The following is an 18727-nucleotide window of genomic DNA, read 5'->3' on the forward strand; positions in this document are numbered from 1 at the left end:
TCCTATAAATATTTAGTAGCAAGCTGCATGATTTTTTCTTGATTAAGATTTTTTGTTTCATCTATGCCCGCCACTTTACCGTTAGACATTACCATTATTCTGTCGCATATACCTATAAGTTCCGGAAGTTCTGATGATACGACTATTACTCCTTTACCTTTTTTTGCCAAGTCTATTATAAGCTGGTATATTTCATATTTCGCACCTACATCTATTCCTCTTGTAGGTTCATCTAATAAAAGTATTTCCGGATCTGTCAATAGCCATCTTCCTATTATAACTTTTTGTTGATTTCCTCCGGAGAGTGTCCTTATATGCGTTTTTTGGTTGGGTGTCTTTACCTTCATAGAGTCTATCACCCATTTTGTATCGGTTTCCATATGTTTATCATCTAAGAATCCATTTTTTCTATATTTTTTCATATTTGCTATTGTAGAGTTAAATCTTATATCAAGCATAGGAAATATACCTGTTGCTCTTCTTTCTTCAGTTAACAATGCAAAACCGTTATTGATAGCATCTTTTGGCGAATTATTATTAACTTTCTTTCCATCTAAGAGAATTTCACCGTTTTCTTTTGTACGAAGCCCGAATATTGTTTCCAAAAGTTCAGTTCTTCTTGCTCCTACAAGACCTGCAAGCCCTAATATTTCACCTTTGTGCAAATCAAAAGTAACATCCTTTACACAAGGTTCATACTTTCCGTCAAGATTTCTTACTTGTAATATGGGTTCACCTACTACGTTATCTTTTGGTGGAAATCTGTCTGTCAATTCTCTTCCTACCATTAAATTTATTATCTTTTCTGTTGTCATATCACTGCAATCACGTGTATCTACCCATTTACCGTCTCTAAATACTGTAATTTCATCTGAAATCTCTAAAATTTCCTCCATTTTATGAGATATGTAAACTATTCCCATACCTCTTTCTTTTAACATCCTTATTGTTTTGAAAAGTACATCAACTTCTTGATTTGTAAGTGATGATGTCGGTTCATCAAGAATTAGTATCTTTGCATCATAGCTAACCGCTTTTGCAATTTCCAACATCTGTCTTTGAGATACCGATAATTTTTCTGTCAATACTTTAGGATTTATATCAACCCCTATATCGTCAAATGCCTTTTTTGTAAAATCATACATTTCTTTTTGATCTATAAATAAACCTTTTTTTGGAAATCTTCCGAGCATCATATTTTCCATAACAGGTCTTTTCATAACTTGATTAAGCTCTTGATGAACCATAGCAACTCCATTTTCCAAAGCTTGCTTAGGGTTCGTAAATTTAACTTTTTTCCCGTCTAAATATATTTCTCCTTCATCTTCGATATATATACCGAACAAACACTTCATAAGAGTTGACTTACCTGCTCCATTTTCACCCATAAGAGCATGAACTGAGCCTGCTCTTACTTTCAGCTGAACTTTGTCAAGTGCTTTTACACCCGGAAATGATTTTGATATGCCCTTCATCTCAAGTAAATATTGTTCATTCATCTGACACACCTCTTTTCTTAAAAACCTAATTAAATCTCATTATCCATATTATACTAATTTCTAATAGAATAATAGATCGTTTATTATTAAAAAATCTATAAATAATAAATAATAAATTTATAAAGCACTATTTTTCTATAATTCTATTGGATTTTAATACAAAAGCAAAAAAAATTAAATGAGTTACTATTTTTTAGTTTATTAATCTATACTTATTTTTTATAAAGTAATTATATAATAAATTAAAATAACAGTTGTGCTAAATATGATTATATAATAAATATTATATAATTTTTTACATAACTCTAAAAAAAATCGCACCAAATCAGTGCGATTTTTCAATAATCTTAATTTGCGCTAAAATTTATTATTTTTCAAATTTTTTGTAAGGTATTCTTACTGCTATTCCTGATTCATCCCATTTATATTCTGTTTCATCAAGATAATCTTTACCTTCTACTGAATTTTTAGCCAATTTGTACATCGCTTCCGCCATAGCCGCTCCGTCTTGCATTACTGTTCCGTCCATAGAGCCGGCTTCTATTGCCGCTTTAGCTTCTTCAGTAGCGTCAACTCCGAATACACCTACATGCTTTTCAGCATCTTTATCATTGTATCCTAAAGCTTTTAGAGAATTTATTGCACCTATAGCCATACCGTCATTATTAGCTATTACTACATCTATATTTGCTTCATCTTTTGCCAACCATGCATCCATAGCCTGTTTAGCTTTTTCTGTATCCCAGTTAGCTATTTGCATTCCTACTTCATTTACTTCTATACCTGCTTCTTTTATTGTATCTACTGAATATTTACTTCTTGCATTAGCTTCGGCATTATCTAATCCGCCATGCAATAATACATAGTCAAGTTTACCGTTTTTGTTTCTGTCTACCGTATCTTTATTTGCATTCCAGTATTCAGATATTATATTTCCTTGTATAACTCCGGCTTCTTCTTTTTTAGTTCCTACAAATCTTGCTTTATCATAAGCTTTGTAAGAGTTGATATCATCCGGCTCTCTGTTGAACAATATAGCCGGTTTATCAGTAGGTTTTAATTTTTCAAGAACTATTTGAGCTGCACCTGTATCAACAAGATTTACAAGATATCCGTCTACTTGATCAAGAAGAGTATCTATTTCGTCATTTTGCTTTCCTTGATCATTTTGAGCATCCTGGAATATGAACTCTATACTGTCATCCTTGTCGTCAAGTTCTTTCAAAGCATTTCTTACTGTTGAAAGATAAGTATCATTAAATTGATAGAAAAATACTCCTATCTTTTTACCTTCTGTTTTTTCTGCATTTTCAGTTTTAGCCTTATCATCCGTTGCAGGTTTTTCTTCTGTTTTTCCGCAAGCTGCTATAGGCAATAACATAGTAGCTACCATTGCAGTTGCTAAAAGTTTTTTTAAATTTCTTTTCATTAAGATATATCCTCCTATAATTTTATTATATTGCTGAAAACATATTATCAAAAATCGTTTTTTTTGTCAATGTATTTCTTAAATTAATGTTAAATGCTTATTACAATAGTTTTATTGTGACTTAATACTAACTGCAAATAAAAAGATGAATATTAATAAAATTACTTTTTAAAAGTATATTTATTAGTATTCATCTTATGCTTAAATAAATATATATATATATATAATATTATAAGTTACAAAATGCAATTTTAAATTGTAATTTAATCACTTTCAATTGTTTAAATTTTATCTTCTTCAATTATAAGTGTTCTTGATGAGTTTATTATTGCTATTATGGATACTCCGACATCTGCAAATATTCCTAATTGTATTCCTGCCAATCCTAAAGCGCCTAATATCATCACCAAGACTTTTACACCTATGGCAAATACTATATTTTGTTTTACTACTTTCATAGTTTTTTGTGCTATTTTTATAGCTAATGATACTTTTTTAGGATCGTCATCCATAAGCACTATATCCGCCGCCTCTATTGCCGCATCAGATCCCATAGCTCCCATAGCTATACCTACATCTGCTATGGAAAGTACAGGTGCATCATTTATTCCGTCACCTACAAACACAACTGCGCCATTACTCTTTTTATTTTTCATTATTTGTTCCAATATTTCTGATTTTTCATTCGGTAACAGTTGCGATTTCACTTCATCAATGTTTAATTCTCTTGCTACACTTTCAGCTACTTGCTTGGTATCTCCTGTGAGCATTATTGTTTTTTGATTGTATTTTTCTTTTAAAAGTCTTATCGCATCTTTTGAGTTTGATTTTATTTCGTCTGATATTACAATATGTCCTGCATATTCACCGTCTACTATTGTATGAACTATACTTCCACTCAAATGGCAATGCTTTTCTTTTATATTCATCTTTGCCATCAGTTTGTCATTACCTACATATATTTTTTTACCGTCTATTTGAGCAGATACTCCAAGACCTGCAATTTCCTGCACATCTGTAACTCTTTTTATATCTATCTCTTTTTTATATGCTTCTTTTATTGATTGTGCTATCGGATGAGTTGAGTATATTTCTGCTAAAGCTGAATACTCTAATAACTGTTCTTCTTCTATTTCAGGATGTATGGCTACTACTTGAAAATTACCTTTTGTAAGTGTACCTGTTTTATCAAATACTATATATCCTGCATTTGATAACGTTTCAAGATAATTGCCGCCTTTTATCAATATGCCTTTTTTTGAAGCACCGCCTATGCCTCCGAAAAATCCGAGCGGAATTGATATTACAAGTGCACAAGGACAAGAAGTAACTAAAAATACAAGCGCTCTTTTAATCCACATATCAAAACTTCCTAATGAAAATAAAGGTGGTATAACAGCTAATATTATAGCCAACCCTACTACTATAGGAGTGTAATATTTAGCAAATTTTGTGACAAATTTTTCTGCCTTAGCTTTTTTACTTGATGCATTTTCTACAAGCTCCAATATTTTTGCTACTGTTGAATCATCAAATTCTTTAGTAACTTTAACTTTAAGAGGTCTGTCCGTATTTATACAGCCGCTTATTATTTCATCTCCAACTCCCACATCTCTCGGCTTATATTCTCCTGTTATCGCAGAAGTATTCAAAGATGAGTTTCCTTCTATGACAACGCCGTCAAGCGGAACCTTCTCACCTGTTTTTATTACTATTATATCCCCTATTTGCACTTCATCAGGATCCACTTTAATTATCTGCCCATCTTTTTCAAGGTTAGCATATTCGGGACATATATCCATAAGAGCCGATATTGATTTTCTTGATTTATCAACAGCAATACTTTGGAATAACTCCCCTACTTGATAAAAAAGCATTACTTCTATAGCCTCATGATACTCGCCGAGTATGAAAGCGGCTACTGCGGCAAATCCCATAAGAAAATTTTCATCCAGAAATTCTCCTTTTATTATATTGCTTACAGCTTCATATACGATATCATATGCTATCAATATAAATAAGGCTATAAAAAAATATAACTCATATTTTTCAAATAATTTGAATACAAAATATGAAACCAAAAGCAATGCTGTCAATATTATTCTGGTAAGTACAATTCTTTGTCCTTTGCTCATTTAAAATCCCTCTTATAAAAAATTAATTTTCTCACTTTTATATTATTTTTGTTTTAAAACAGCCGATTTATAAGTTAAAATTTCTTTAACCTAATTAATGACATTTAACCATTTGCAATTAAACAATCTGATTTAAGAAATTTTAGCTTATCAAATTTTTTAGTAAAGTTTTATTTTTTAGATAAAACTTTAGCTTACATTTGTATAGAACAATCTTTTTCTATTTTTCTGCATATATCATTAGCCTTTTGAACTATATCATCAAATCTGTCGTCATCTGCATCTATAGTTATTTTTTGCATTACAAAACTTATACTTGCCTCATTTACTCCATCTAATTTGTTGATTTCTTCTTCCATTTTATTTGCACAATTTGCACAATCCAAGTTATTAATTTTAAATTTCTTTTTCATTTTAATTATCTCCTTTTTATTTTTAATAATTTTACTAAAACTACTCTTGTATATGCTCAAGACCGTTATCTATAATCTTTCTTATGTGATCATCCGATAAAGAATAAAATATTATCTTGCCCTCACGCCTATGCTTTACAAGTTTGCTCTGTTTTAAAAGTCTTAATTGGTGAGATACTGCTGATTGTGACATATTCAGTATACTCGATAAATCATATACACACATTTCAGATTCAAATAATATGCACAGTATCTTTATCCTCGTAGAATCTGAAAATATCTTAAACAAGTCTGCTAATTCATACACTTCTTCTTCAACAGGTATCTTGTCTTGTATTTGAATTGACGTCTCTTCATCTATTACAAGATACTTTTGCTCCGAGGATATGTTTTCTTCAAAAATATTTCGTTTTTCATTTAAATCTTTAAAATTTTTTTCATTTTTTATATTTTCTATTTTTATCATCTTCTTTCATATGAACAACTGTTCATTTGTTTATATAAATATATACTATATTTTAAATTTTGTCAATAGTATTTCTAAGTTTTTATAGTATATTTTTCAGTTTAAGCAAATAATATATTTACAAATGTAGTAAAAAACTATATAATACTAAGGTGAATAAATGAAATAATAATTTATAAGGAGAAATTTTTATGATAAGTGCAAGTGACTTCAGAAAAGGCGTAACTTTTGAAATGGAAGGCCAACCTTATTTAGTTGTTGATTTCCAACACGTTAAGCCTGGAAAAGGTGCAGCTTTTGTAAGAACTAAATACAAAAATTTAAAAACAGGTGCAACAAGGGAAGAAGCGTTCAATCCAAGCGACAAGTTTCCTAAGGCACAAATTGAAACTAAAGAAATGGAATATTTATATAATGACGGAGAATTGTACTACTTTATGGATGGCGAAACTTATGAGCAAATACCTCTAAACCATTCACAAGTTGAAGATGCCATAACTTTTATGAAAGAAAATGAAAAAGCTCTTATAAGATTTTATCAAGGTCAGGCATTTTCAGTAGAACCACCTAACTTTGTTGAACTTGTAGTAGTAGAAACTGAACCTGGTGTAAAAGGTGATACCGCTACTAATGTTACTAAGGCTGCAACAGTTGAAACAGGTGCTGTAGTACAGGTTCCGCTATTTATAGGTGAAGGCGAAAAGATAAAAATAGATACAAGAACAGGCGAATATTTATCAAGAGTAAACTAATACTAAAATCTTATAGAATAATGGAAAAACATAATAATTAATTTTTAAAATAAACTGTTTATATTAATGGTATATAATTATATAAGTTATCCATAATTTTATTAGAAAATAGTATAAATAAAAAAATACTTAGCTTTAAAATTAAAGCTAAGTATTTTTTTTATTTTAACAATTTTTTCCTATGCAATTACAAATTTTTCAACTTGTTTTTTTACTTCTTCATCTTGCAAAGTAGCTGAGATAACTATTTCTGTTTCATATTTATTAGATACTTTATCAAGTGCTTCTAAAAAGTCATATAACTTGCTTTCTTCAACATCTACCACTTTAAATAATCCATCTATATATATCTTTTGTATATCATAATTAGCTGATGTCATTCCGCATATAAATCCATAAAGCCCATTATATCCTTTAAGTTTTAAATCTTCTGTTGCAACAAGTCTTATGTTTCTGTTTAAAAGATGACTATGTTTATCTGTACTTTCAACATAAACAAATGTTCCTCTTACACCTTCTACTGCCTTGTTTGCTTCATCAATCATTACTTTTGTCTTTCCACTACCTGCACTTCCTATCAATAGTTTAACCATTGTTAAAGTCCTCCTTAAAAAAATAATTATCAAGCTATAATTAATTAGTTTTTTTATAATTACTTATATCCTATTTATAGCCTATCATAAAAGAATTAAAATATCAATATATTTTTAAATTGATTTCTCAAAAATTATTACAGCTTTTTATATCTCCTTTTTCTTCTCTTTCTTTTTATATTTGCTCTTATTATTCTCAATATTATAAGCAAAATTACAAAAACTATAATACCTGTTAAAATGTTTCTTTTTATATGATTTGTTTCTTTTGACATGATCAATTCCTTTAGGTGCTTGAATGTAAATATGGGTTCTACATCGTCTAAGGCAACAAGTTCATATTCTTTTGTATCATCGCCTATAGTTATTGTAGCTTTACCTACTTTTTGTCCTTTTTCTATCGGAAGTTTCAACTCATCAAGTTCTATTTTTTTATCATAAGCCACTTCTGCATCTATAGGCGTTATATAAGATATATCCTCTGTCACGGCATATTTTAAATTCTTCTGAACGCTGTATTTTATAGCTTCTTTACCCAATTCTTCCATAGCCGATAAAACTTTTACAATTTTGAAATTGTCAAAACCGTAATCCAACAACCTTCTTGAATCTCTAAACACATCATATTCTGTAGTCTTATAAACTACTGCTATCATTCTTATACCGTTTTTTATCCCTGTTGATGCAAGACACTTTTGAGCCTCTAATGTAAAGCCTGTTTTTATTCCGTCCACTGCATCATATTTTATAGGTATATATTGATTTTTATATACTATAGGCTCATTTGACCATAAAAATCTGTTTGTATTGTTATATATTCTTTTTTCAGGCGTTTTATCGGTAGGTTCAAGAATTAATATGGGTTCTGCAACTATTTTTCTGAAAGTCTCATTTTTCATAGCTTCTCTTGATATAAGCGCCATATCATATACTGTTGTATAATGGTTGTCATCATGCAATCCATGAGGGTTACTATAATGTGTACCGGTACATCCTATTTCTACTGCCCTTTCATTCATAAGTTTTGCAAATTCTTCTACACTTCCTGATATTTCCATAGCCAATAAAACAGCCACGTCATTGGATGAATGTATTAAAAGTGCTCTAATCAAATCATTTACAGTAAACTCTTCGCCCGGTAACAAATACATTGAGCTTCCGTCTACCTGAGGAAAATCCGATGGAACAGCTATCTTTTTGTTCAAATCTAATTTTTCAAGAGCCAAAAGTGCGGTCATAACTTTTGTTGTAGAGGCAGGATACATTTTTTTATAAGCATTTTTTTCATATAATACTTTTCCTGTTTCATTTTCCATAAGTATAGCAGCCTCACCTGATATTTCTTCTTGCGTTGGAGGAGGCTCTATAGCATAAGAAATGTTTTGTATATTCATAAAAATTATGAATAACAAAAATAAAATCCTATTTTTTAATTTCATATGTAGATCCTTTCGTGTATTTATTCATATCTGTGATATGATTTTAACATTTTATGTGTTTGAAACTATAATATTTGTTACAGTTCGTAAAAAATAAAATATGATAAATTATAGTAAAAATTCTATTAATTAAATAACAATGTATTAAATTCAATATATATTCTATAACAAATATTAATCTTGTTCAACATCTTCTTTTTTCATATTCTCTATATCAGGCAATTCTTTTATCGATGATATGTTCAAATGCTTTAAAAAAACTTCTGTTGTTTTATATATTATAGGTCTTCCTATTTTATCCAATCTTCCACATTCTTCTATAAGTCCTGCTTCTAAAAGTTTTGCTATTGTTGTATCGCATTTAACGCCTTTTATCTTCTCAACAAAAGCTTTTGTTGTAGGCTGATTATATGCTATAATCGTCAAGGTTTCTATTGCTGATTGTGTCAAATTCTTCTTTTTCTTTGGTGAAATCACCTTTTCAAGATATTTAAAATTATCTCTTTTTGCAACAAGTTGATATTTATCTTCCATATGTATTATCTCAAGACCGCTATCGGCTTGAGAATATTTTTCTTTTAATATTTCTATTATATTTTTTATATATTTTTTGTCAGCTTTTATATCATTGTTTTTGAATACCGATATAAGCTCAAAAATATCTACAGGTTCTGAAAAAGTGAATAAAAACGACTCCACTATAGACACTGCTCTATCTGTATCAATATTATTTTGTGTTAATAAATCTTCCAAAATATACCTCTCTAACTGTTTGCTAACTTTATAGCTATAGTATCAAAATTATTATGTTGTTTTACATTTATCCTGTTTTCTTTCACTAAATGCAAAACCCCAAGCATAGATACTACTTTTTCATCTTTTTTATCATTTTCTACAATATCATCAAAATGACATTGCTTTTTTTCCTGCATATATTTGTTTATATAGTCTATCTTTTCATTGAGCGGTTTTTGTTTTCTTGTAAATCTAAGTTGTTCCTGCTCCTGCTTTTCATTGATTTTTATACTTTTTATCATACTGTCAATTGTAAGCTTTGAAAAATCAAGTTCTTCCACAGCAAAAATTTCATCAGATATTTTCTCAAAAAATATACATCCTTCAACATACATTTTTTTTAGTTTTTCCGATAATTTTTTGTATTTTGCATATTCTTCCAACGACAATACAAGATCATTTTCATCATCTTCATCATGTGATATAAAAAGCATATATCTTGATTTTATCTCTATTAATTTACTGGATATATATATGAAATTACTTATCATATCTATATCTTCAACTTCCATCTTGGCTACTGTGTCCAAAAAATCATCGGCTATCTGATTAATGGATATTTCACATATATCAAGTTTATTTTTTTGTATCAGGCTAAGTAAAAGATCCAGTGGACCTTCAAACCTATTTATATTAAGCTTATACATTTTTACCTCAAGTAAGTAGATTCACAATCATAACCAAAACAGTATATATAGGTTTTATAACATAAGATGCTAAATTTGTAAACATCAAAAGCATTATTATAATAAGTGAATATCTTTCAAGTTTCCTAAGTTCCATACTCATTTTCAAAGGCAATATCTGCAACAAAAAATAATAACCTGCAAGCGGAGGTATAGGCAACAGACAAAACGCACCGAGTGACAGATTAACAGCTACAACATAATCAAGCACCACATAAAGCTCATTAAAATTTATCCCCATAAATACTAGCAATTTCTGTATCCAAATAACAATCACTGCAACAAGCACATTCATAATAGTACCTGACACAAAGTAAAGTGCCAAGCCCAAACGTCTGTTCTTAAACTCTCTATCATTTATATAAACCGGTTTGCTCCAACCGAAACCTACTAAAAACAAAAGCATAAAGCCTACAGCATCCAAATGCGCTCTTGGAGATATAGATAATCTTCCACTATGTTTTTGCGATTTATCCCCCATTAAATATGCACAAAGCGATTCTGCAAAAGGTCTAAATGTAAGCGCTATCAAAACTGCCGGAAATTTAAGCAGTAATTGAATAATATAATTTTCAAAATTTCCCATAAAAGCTTTTTCTCCCAATATAACATTTAGTTTATAATTAAGATATGTCTTTTTTATATAATTTATCAGTATAGTATTTACTTCCACTTGAGTAAAACGTGTAGAACAAGACGGACAAGCAAAGCTTAAGTGAATACACTTAAAGTTACACAATCGAAAGCTCTGCCAAAGTCAGGCGAAGTAAATGCACGGTTTTATGACAAATTCCGATAAATTACTCTATTATTATAGGCAATATCATAGGATTTCTCTTAGTTTTTTCAAATAAGAAATATTTCAGATTATCCCTGACTGCATTTTTTATAAAACTCCATTGCCCAAGGTCTTTTTGATTGAACTGTGTTACGCTTTGAAGAACTATTTCTTTTATTTCATCCATCAAATCTTCCGATTCTCTTACATATACAAATCCTCTTGATATTATTTCTATTTTTTCAGATAATTTTTCTATATCTCTAATCGGTAAAACAACTATGATAAGTCCATCTTCTGAAAGATGCTTTCTATCTCTTAAAACTATATTTCCTACATCTCCAACACCGAGCCCATCTACAAGAATATTCCCTGATTGAACCTTTGAAGCAATTTTCGCCTCATTTTTATCTATTTCAAGCACATCACCATTAGATAATAAAAACGCATTATCTTCCTCAACACCCATTTTTATCGACATATCTCTATGTTGTATAAGATGCCTTCTCTCTCCGTGTATAGGTATAAAATACTTAGGTTTTACAAGACTGAGCATCAACTTTAATTCTTCCTGCCTTGCATGACCGGAAACGTGTATTTCAGAGATTGTATCATAAATTACTTTTGCTCCTCGCTCAAAAAGTTCGTTTATTACCTTTGAAACCAATTTTTCATTTCCCGGTATAGGATGAGCGGAAAATACAACCACATCGCCTTTTCTTATCTCTATTTGTCTATGCTCCATTTTCGCCATTCTTGTAAGTGCAGACAAAGGTTCTCCCTGTGAACCTGTAGTTATTATTACAAGTTCATTATCGTCATATTTATTAATATCTCTCAAATCGATATACGTGTTATCAGGTATTTTCAAATATCCAAGTTCCGATGCAACTGCAAGAATATTTGCCATAGATCGACCTGAAACGGCAACTTTTCTATGAGTTTTATATGCAGCATCTATTATCTGTTGTAATCTATGAACATTAGATGCAAAAGTCGCTATAAATATTCTGTTATTTTCTACTGACGAAAATATTTGCGTAAGAGTAGTACCTACCGAAGATTCGGACTCTGTATAACCCGGACGTTCAACATTTGTACTTTCTCCAAGCATCAACAATACACCTTTTTGTCCTATCTCGGCGATTTTATTAAGATCTGTTCTGATATTGTCTATAGGTGTAAAATCTATCTTAAAATCTCCTGTATGGAAAATTGTACCCGCATCAGTATGAAGCGCTATTGCACAAGAATCAGGTATAGAATGATTCACTCTTATAAATTCCGCCGTAAAAACCCCTAAGTTTATCTTCTGATTAGGTTGTATAACATTAAGGTCAACACCTGTTATTGCATTTTCCTTAAGTTTTAATTCTATAAGTCCCATAGTAAACGGCAAAGTATATATGGGAATATTTAATTTTTTCAAAAAATATGGTATAGCTCCTATGTGATCCTCATGTCCGTGTGTTACAAGCATAGCTCTTATCTTGTCTTTATTTTTTATAAGATGTGTTATATCAGGTATTACAATATCTATGCCGAGCATTTCATCTTCAGGAAATATAAGACCGCAGTCTATTATTATAATTTCATTTTTATATTCTATCACTGTCATATTTTTGCCTATCTCATTGAGACCTCCTAAGAGATAAGCTTTTATTTTAGAACTTTTTTTTGCCATAATAAGCACATTTTTAATATATTATATTTAGCTTAAAAATATCTTAATCCAATAAATATATCAAAACATTCTCCTTTCATCTTTTATTATTTTATCATTATCGAATTTATTATTTTACAGAAAATATTTTAATTTATAAAAAATACATATATATCAACAGATTCAAAACAATACACAAATATAGTTTTTTATAGTATAATACAATAGTCTATGCAAACCATATAAAAAATAAACTCAATTTTTACAAAATGTGTATATATATGAACAAAAGACAAATTATCATATATTTATAAACCACAACTGAGTCTTAAGGTTGAAGACAAACGGATATGCGATTTTAAATAGACAACTTATAATAATTTAATTATATGTATAAAAAATATCTACAAATTAATATCTTGGCATTTAATTTATAAAAGCATATTTTCTAAACTTAAAATTAATCTGATATATACAAACCGAAATCTTTATAACAGCAAAGGAGACTATTATGAAAGGAAATACCCATATGGTGATAGGAATTTCCACATATGCAAATTACATAATGTTAACAGGCAAAAAATTTGACATATTAGATATACCTATATGCTTGGCCTTTAGCGTTCTGCCTGACATAGATACTGAGAGTTCCAAAATATCATCAAAATTACGCAAACTGCCGTTAAAAATCATAATATCATCGCTATTTTTAATATTCATCAGTATTATACTTTATTTCACGCTCATAAAAAAAATACTGCCGCTATATTGTATTGCTTTATTTCCGATAATGGTACTTTTTTTAAAATTCTTTTCTAAAAATAAAATCCTAAAAAAAATATCATTAAGTATAGCATTTTTAATAATCTATTATATTCTTCTAAAATATACAAAGCTCGGATTTACAAAAAATATATTGCTATTCTTTGCAATACTGCCATATTTTGAGCACAGGGGATTTTCTCACAGTATAAACAGCTTGTTATTGCTTGCAATTATACTGTTTCCCATATATGTAATAGATAATACCAAACAATATTATGTTACCGCTCTGCTATCTTACTTTTCACATTTATTCTTTGGAGATATATTTACCAAAAAGGGCATAAAAATATTTTATCCTTTTTCAAAAAAAAATTATTCGTTAAATGTATTTAAAAACAAAAAAATATATAACAATCTTGATATACCCTTTATAATCACATTTTTAACAATAACTTTTTTAATATATATAAAATTATATAAAAAAATGTAATTTTATTGAAGATTTATACCTGTTCAAACAAAAAAACTATCTATGTTATTATAAAAATAATTATAATATTTTGTATAAACTATTGCAATACGATAAAATAAAAATTATCTTCAAATATTGATAATATGTAATTAATACTAATATTCGTTTAATTAACGAATAAAATTTATATTAAACTGTTTATTTTAAGTATACTTAATTTTATTTAGCTCGTAAATTATTAAAAATAAAAATATCCATTATTCTATTAACTTTCAGTGTAAACCTTGGCTGTTAAAAAAATTTATAAATTATCTATTTAATATTATAATAAACCTATATTAATATTTTAAGGCTCTAAATCAAATTTGACTTAGAGCCTTTTTTGTGTTTATATAGTTATTTGATTAATATTAAATATAAAAATATATATTTTTATTAAAATTATAAATATCTTTAGTATATTCAATATATTATAAAGTTTACTTCAACATAAATGTATATATAGGTACTCTGTTTTTCCCATCTTCGGCATATACTTTTTTACATAACGCATCCAATACTATCTGTTTACCATTTCTAGGAAGATCTTTTGCTTGCGTACCGTTAGATACTTCTTCTTCTGTATCTTTTTTTACAACTGTAAATCCGAAGTATTTGAAATCTTTGTACAAAAGATTTACTATTGGATTTTCTTCCGGATCACTGACGGAATACTCTTTGTTATCCAATATCTTTGGTATATATACATTTGCACTTATCACATCAAGTTCAATATTATCATTTTCATTATACTGCTTTTTAGGGATACGGTTTATTCTGAATTGGAATACAGGAAGCTCTTTAACCTTTACTTTTACTATTACTTCATTTGAAACACTGTCATCTTTGAACTTTAATTTTATCTTTGCTGTAGTATCTCCAAGTGATGTTACATCAGGTTCGCTTATTTTTTCTACGGTTACTTCACCGTATTTATTTTCTATTTCTTTAATTGCAGTTTCTAGGGATGAATCAAAGCCTTTTTTACTGTATATTTCTAAACTTTGGAATCTTGGATCATTCGGTTTTACTAAAGTTTCCACTTCTATGCCGTCAGTTGCATAAGATGACTTGTTAAAGCTTTCTGCGAGTTTTTCCAATTTAAGTCCTTTTATTTGAGGCACTTTCTTTTGTTCTTCTTCTTGAGAAATTACGCCAAGTTCTCTAAATACAGATAAGTCTATTTTGCCGTTTGTAAGTGCGTCTTTTACAGGACTTCCTTGTTTTATTTCTTCATTAGTGCCTGTTTTTACCACCTTGAGACCGAAATATTCAAAGTCTTTATACGGTACAAACATAGGCGCTCCGGTATCTGTCCATTTGTTAGACTGATCTCTTACAGTAGAAACCGATACAAATCCTCTAAGACCGTCAAAGTTAAATGTATCGTCTATACTATAGCTTTTTTTCATATTTGGCAACGGTCTTAATTGAAAATATACTACAGGCATAGGAGTTACATTAACAGGTACATCCAAGTCAAGACTCGTATTATCATTAAATTTAAGTTTAATCTTTCCTGTTGTTTGTCCTATCACCTTTCTGCTCGGCTCTTCCAATATTTCAACTTCTATATTTCCGTAGACATTATAGGCATCATCAGTTTTTACCTTTAATTCTCTTTTTATATTATCTATACTAAATTTACTTAATTTTGTTGCATTTTTAAGTTTATCAGCATATCCTCCATAGGTATTTAATATATTATCGTCAAGCTCTATAACTACATCTATGGACAAAGAGTTTTCTTTTTGTTCGAATTTTCCTGCCAAACCTTGTGCGGCTTCCTTTACTATTACAGGAATTGTCATATCTTTTATACTGTTGTCACTAAATGTAAGTCTTACTTGTACATCGCTGTTTCCTACAGTTGCAGTATTCGGTTGTCTTGTAATTTCCACTTGTGTATTAAATGGCAGATTCGGCAAAGCTTTTTTAACTCTGTCTACACTAAGCTGAGTGTTAGTTGTTACCGTTATCGTATACGGTGTTTCGTTATATTGCTGTGCAAGTGTAGAATGACCCTCTTCTTTTACGTTTATAATAAGTGTATAGTCTTTTGAACTGTAATCTTTGAAATCTACACTTACTTCAAGTTTCTTGTTATCTCCTGCAGTTACTGTAAGCTCTTGTGCTTTTTGTTCATCAAAATTTATTTTAGAATCTTGCGGTAAATTATCGAATGCTCCTTTTAATATTTCTTCTGTCAACATAGTACCTGTAGTTACCGTTATAGGATGCGGAGCATTTTTATAAGTTTCAGCAAGCTTAGGTGCAGTTGAATCATCTTTTAGGAAAATTCTGAAATATTTTGAATTTTTCTCGTCTATCTTCAATGCTGTACCGTTTGCATCTTTAAGCGAGCTTTCATCTATGAAAATTCTATAGTCTTGTTTAGGTTTTTGCGGATAAATAAACTTGTCCGAAGCGCCTGACGGACGTGTAGTAAATATTACCTCTTCATTATTGTCGGTTCTTTTTGCAACTATTCTGAATTCCAATTCTTTATGAAGCAAATCATGAGCTTTTGAATAAGAAACAGTCAGATGTTGTGCATCATTTACTTCGCCGTTAGTCATAGTGTTGTTGAAACCTTTTGTATCGATCCATTCATTTGAATCTTTCGCCTTAACTTGGAATTTTTCAACATTACATAATACTCCGCCTTTTAAGACTGTCATTTTTTTCAATAATTTAACACTGTTACTTTTTTCATGAACAACTTTCAAATTGACTACGCTTAGTGTGGAAACTCCGAAGTTTTCTTTACTTAATATAGTACCGTTTTTGATTTCTTTGTCCGTATCTCTATCAAGCACTTTAAGTCCGTTCGCTTCAAACTGAGAATACGGTACTGTTTTTATTGTTGAATCCTTTTGATAAAAGTCAACTTTAAGATCGCTAAGATCTATAGGTGTACCTTCTGTGAATTTTTCTTTATATCCGTCTTTTATTCTCATATCATAAAAACTTATACTGTCATCAGCTTTTTTAAGTGCATTGGAGATAGCCTGTGATGTTCCTATAGCTGTAAATGTAGCCCCGGATATTGCATCATATTCTGCCTTACCATACCCAAGATCTTCGACTGCATATGTTCTGAGCAATGACATCAATTTGTTGTTTATATTATGTTCATCACCTTTTTGCAATTTTAGATTATAAGAACCGAATTCATGTTTACCTACTATCTTGTCGAAATTAGCATTATATCCTGCTATATCAGTTGCCCCTACGCCTTTACGCACCAATCTGTAAACATCTCTCAATGTTCCGAGACGATAGGCTAAAGCATTCGGATTTTGATTTTTCTTAACCAAGTTATTTACGATGTCAAATCTCATAGCATAAGCTTCACCGTCATCTATCTTGGCTTTTTGACCCGGTTTCCATTCTGTATCAACCTTAGTGAGTTCTTCTTCTACAAGGGATATATCTGTTATCTTTCCGTCTGATACCGTAACTTTTACAGGTATCGGTTTTCTCTCTACAAATCCGAATCCGTCTCCATAATATACTCCGTCTTTGTATGTCTTGTTATCTAACTGTTTTACCTCTTCCTTTGTTAAAAATTTGAATGTCCCGAATACATTTTTGCTTGATCCGCTTTGTATTTTACTTGGATCTTCTATTTCCAATTCAAATTTGTCTTTTTTGTATTCTGATTTTCCTTGACTATATTCTCCAACTGTTTTCGGAAGTTCTATATGTCCTATATTGCTTTCTTTTGTTACTTTTATTTTAGATGCTATTGTTTTTATATCCAATTTTCCTACATTTGCATCTATTTTCGTTTCTTTTTCGCTATCTAAACTCTGCGGTAATTCTACCGTTTCTATTTTAGTATTTCCTACTGTTTGTATTATAGCAGGTGTTCGTATTTCCACTTTTTTCTTTATTTGTGAATTTTCTTCCGCTACCAATCTTACTCTTTGACCTTCAGCTTTTTCAATTTGTACGATTCCTTCAACCGTTACTTCTTTAAGGTGAATGCTGTTTTCTCCTCCGCCTTGTATTTTTAAATCACCTTTTATTATCATATTTTCCAGCGTAACATTTCCGTCTCCTACCTTTTTGTCTATAATCACATCTTTATTTACTGTGATATTTTTTATTGTTATGTCGGATGCTGTTACTTTAGCGGAAAATATTGTTTTTCCATTACCATTATAGTTTTGACTTATTATCTTTGTTTTGGCATTTTCAAGTGCATTTACAACTGCATTTATCACTCCGATACTGCTTATTGTAGCTCCTGACATAGTATCTACTTTTGTTGATTGATTGTCTATTATGCTTTTTATAAGTTTTTCTTCTTTTTCTTTTGTAAAATATTTTCTATCATCTTTATTTTCTGTTAATTCTATTTTTGTTATCTTTCCTCCACTTACTGTTACTTTTACTTTTATGGAGTTTGTATAATATCCGCTTGCTGTACCTTCGTATTCTCCGTCTTTTAGGTCTGTAAAGTCTGTTTCTTGTTTTGCTCCTGCTGTTCCGCCTCCTCCTGCTGAACTTGCTCCTCCGTCCATATTCTTTCTTGCGTATTCTGATTGTCCGGGTTTTGTTGTCTTTCCTTTGGCTTGTTCTAATGCGTCTTTTGTTGCGTTTATTATTCCGTTACTGCTGTATGTTGCTCCGCTTATTACTTCTACTTCTGCTTTTTGTTTTCTTTTTATGTCTTGTATTATGTTCTTGGCTGAGTCCATATAGCTTGTGTCGTCTGAGTGGCTTATTACTTCTACTTGTTCTATTTTTTTGTCTTTTTATTGTTACTTTTACTTTTACTGTCCCTGAAATCCG

14 protein-coding genes are annotated in these 18727 nt (G+C 30.0%); 2 read left to right on the forward strand and 12 right to left on the reverse strand.

Features of this window, described 5'->3' with window-relative positions; translation table 11 throughout:
• Window positions 1–2 precede the first annotated feature (2 nt).
• The 5 genes from mglA to HMPREF9629_RS03595 all read right to left on the reverse strand — a co-directional run bounded on the left by mglA (window position 3) and on the right by HMPREF9629_RS03595 (window position 5942).
• The gene (mglA, locus tag HMPREF9629_RS03575; RefSeq protein WP_009524979.1) at window positions 3–1499 is read right to left on the reverse strand and encodes a galactose/methyl galactoside ABC transporter ATP-binding protein MglA; all 1497 of its coding nucleotides are present in this window, start codon (window positions 1497–1499) and stop codon (window positions 3–5) included.
• A 367-nt stretch (window positions 1500–1866) separates the two neighbouring features.
• Complete coding sequence (locus HMPREF9629_RS03580) at window positions 1867–2928, reverse strand: galactose ABC transporter substrate-binding protein (RefSeq protein WP_009524980.1); 1062 nt, start codon at window positions 2926–2928, stop codon at window positions 1867–1869.
• 281 nt (window positions 2929–3209) lie between these two features.
• On the reverse strand, window positions 3210–5063 hold the full coding sequence (locus HMPREF9629_RS03585) for a heavy metal translocating P-type ATPase (RefSeq protein WP_009524981.1): 1854 nt from the start codon (window positions 5061–5063) through the stop codon (window positions 3210–3212).
• Between the two features lie 194 nt (window positions 5064–5257).
• Entirely contained in the window at window positions 5258–5476 is a 219-nt protein-coding gene (locus tag HMPREF9629_RS03590) for a heavy-metal-associated domain-containing protein (RefSeq protein WP_009524982.1), read from the reverse strand.
• A 40-nt stretch (window positions 5477–5516) separates the two neighbouring features.
• Window positions 5517–5942, reverse strand: a complete 426-nt coding sequence (locus HMPREF9629_RS03595) for an ArsR/SmtB family transcription factor (protein WP_009524983.1) — start codon at window positions 5940–5942, stop codon at window positions 5517–5519.
• Between the two features lie 191 nt (window positions 5943–6133).
• On the opposite strand from HMPREF9629_RS03595, the gene efp reads away from it, so the two are divergent.
• Window positions 6134–6694 (forward strand): elongation factor P, encoded by a 561-nt coding sequence (gene efp, locus HMPREF9629_RS03600; protein WP_009524984.1) that lies wholly within the window; start codon window positions 6134–6136, stop codon window positions 6692–6694.
• Window positions 6695–6873: 179 nt separating this feature from the next.
• On the opposite strand, the gene HMPREF9629_RS03605 is transcribed toward efp, so the two are convergent.
• From HMPREF9629_RS03605 to HMPREF9629_RS03630, 6 genes are all read right to left on the reverse strand, one after another.
• A complete protein-coding gene (locus HMPREF9629_RS03605) occupies window positions 6874–7287 on the reverse strand; it encodes a hypothetical protein (RefSeq protein WP_009524985.1) in 414 nt (137 codons plus the stop codon).
• A gap of 137 nt (window positions 7288–7424) precedes the next feature.
• Window positions 7425–8726 (reverse strand): D-alanyl-D-alanine carboxypeptidase family protein, encoded by a 1302-nt coding sequence (locus tag HMPREF9629_RS03610; RefSeq protein ID WP_009524986.1) that lies wholly within the window; start codon window positions 8724–8726, stop codon window positions 7425–7427.
• A gap of 174 nt (window positions 8727–8900) precedes the next feature.
• Window positions 8901–9479: an SMC-Scp complex subunit ScpB gene (gene scpB, locus HMPREF9629_RS03615; protein WP_009524987.1), complete on the reverse strand. Its 579-nt coding sequence runs from the start codon at window positions 9477–9479 to the stop codon at window positions 8901–8903.
• Window positions 9480–9490: 11 nt separating this feature from the next.
• Window positions 9491–10168, reverse strand: coding sequence for a segregation and condensation protein A (locus tag HMPREF9629_RS03620; protein WP_009524988.1), 678 nt, complete (start codon window positions 10166–10168; stop codon window positions 9491–9493).
• 7 nt (window positions 10169–10175) lie between these two features.
• Window positions 10176–10793, reverse strand: a complete 618-nt coding sequence (locus tag HMPREF9629_RS03625; protein ID WP_009524989.1) for a site-2 protease family protein — start codon at window positions 10791–10793, stop codon at window positions 10176–10178.
• 214 nt (window positions 10794–11007) lie between these two features.
• Window positions 11008–12669, reverse strand: a complete 1662-nt coding sequence (locus tag HMPREF9629_RS03630) for a ribonuclease J (RefSeq protein ID WP_009524990.1) — start codon at window positions 12667–12669, stop codon at window positions 11008–11010.
• Window positions 12670–13213: 544 nt separating this feature from the next.
• Between HMPREF9629_RS03630 and HMPREF9629_RS12650 the strand changes: the two genes are divergently transcribed.
• Window positions 13214–13903: a metal-dependent hydrolase gene (locus HMPREF9629_RS12650; protein ID WP_242822007.1), complete on the forward strand. Its 690-nt coding sequence runs from the start codon at window positions 13214–13216 to the stop codon at window positions 13901–13903.
• 461 nt (window positions 13904–14364) lie between these two features.
• Here HMPREF9629_RS12650 and HMPREF9629_RS03640 read toward each other — a convergent pair whose 3' ends face one another.
• On the reverse strand, window positions 14365–18633 hold the full coding sequence (locus tag HMPREF9629_RS03640) for an FMN-binding protein (RefSeq protein WP_009524992.1): 4269 nt from the start codon (window positions 18631–18633) through the stop codon (window positions 14365–14367).
• Window positions 18634–18727 lie beyond the last annotated feature (94 nt).

Source organism: Peptoanaerobacter stomatis, assembly GCF_000238115.1.
Taxonomy (GTDB): Bacteria; Bacillota; Clostridia; order Peptostreptococcales; family Filifactoraceae; genus Peptoanaerobacter; species Peptoanaerobacter stomatis.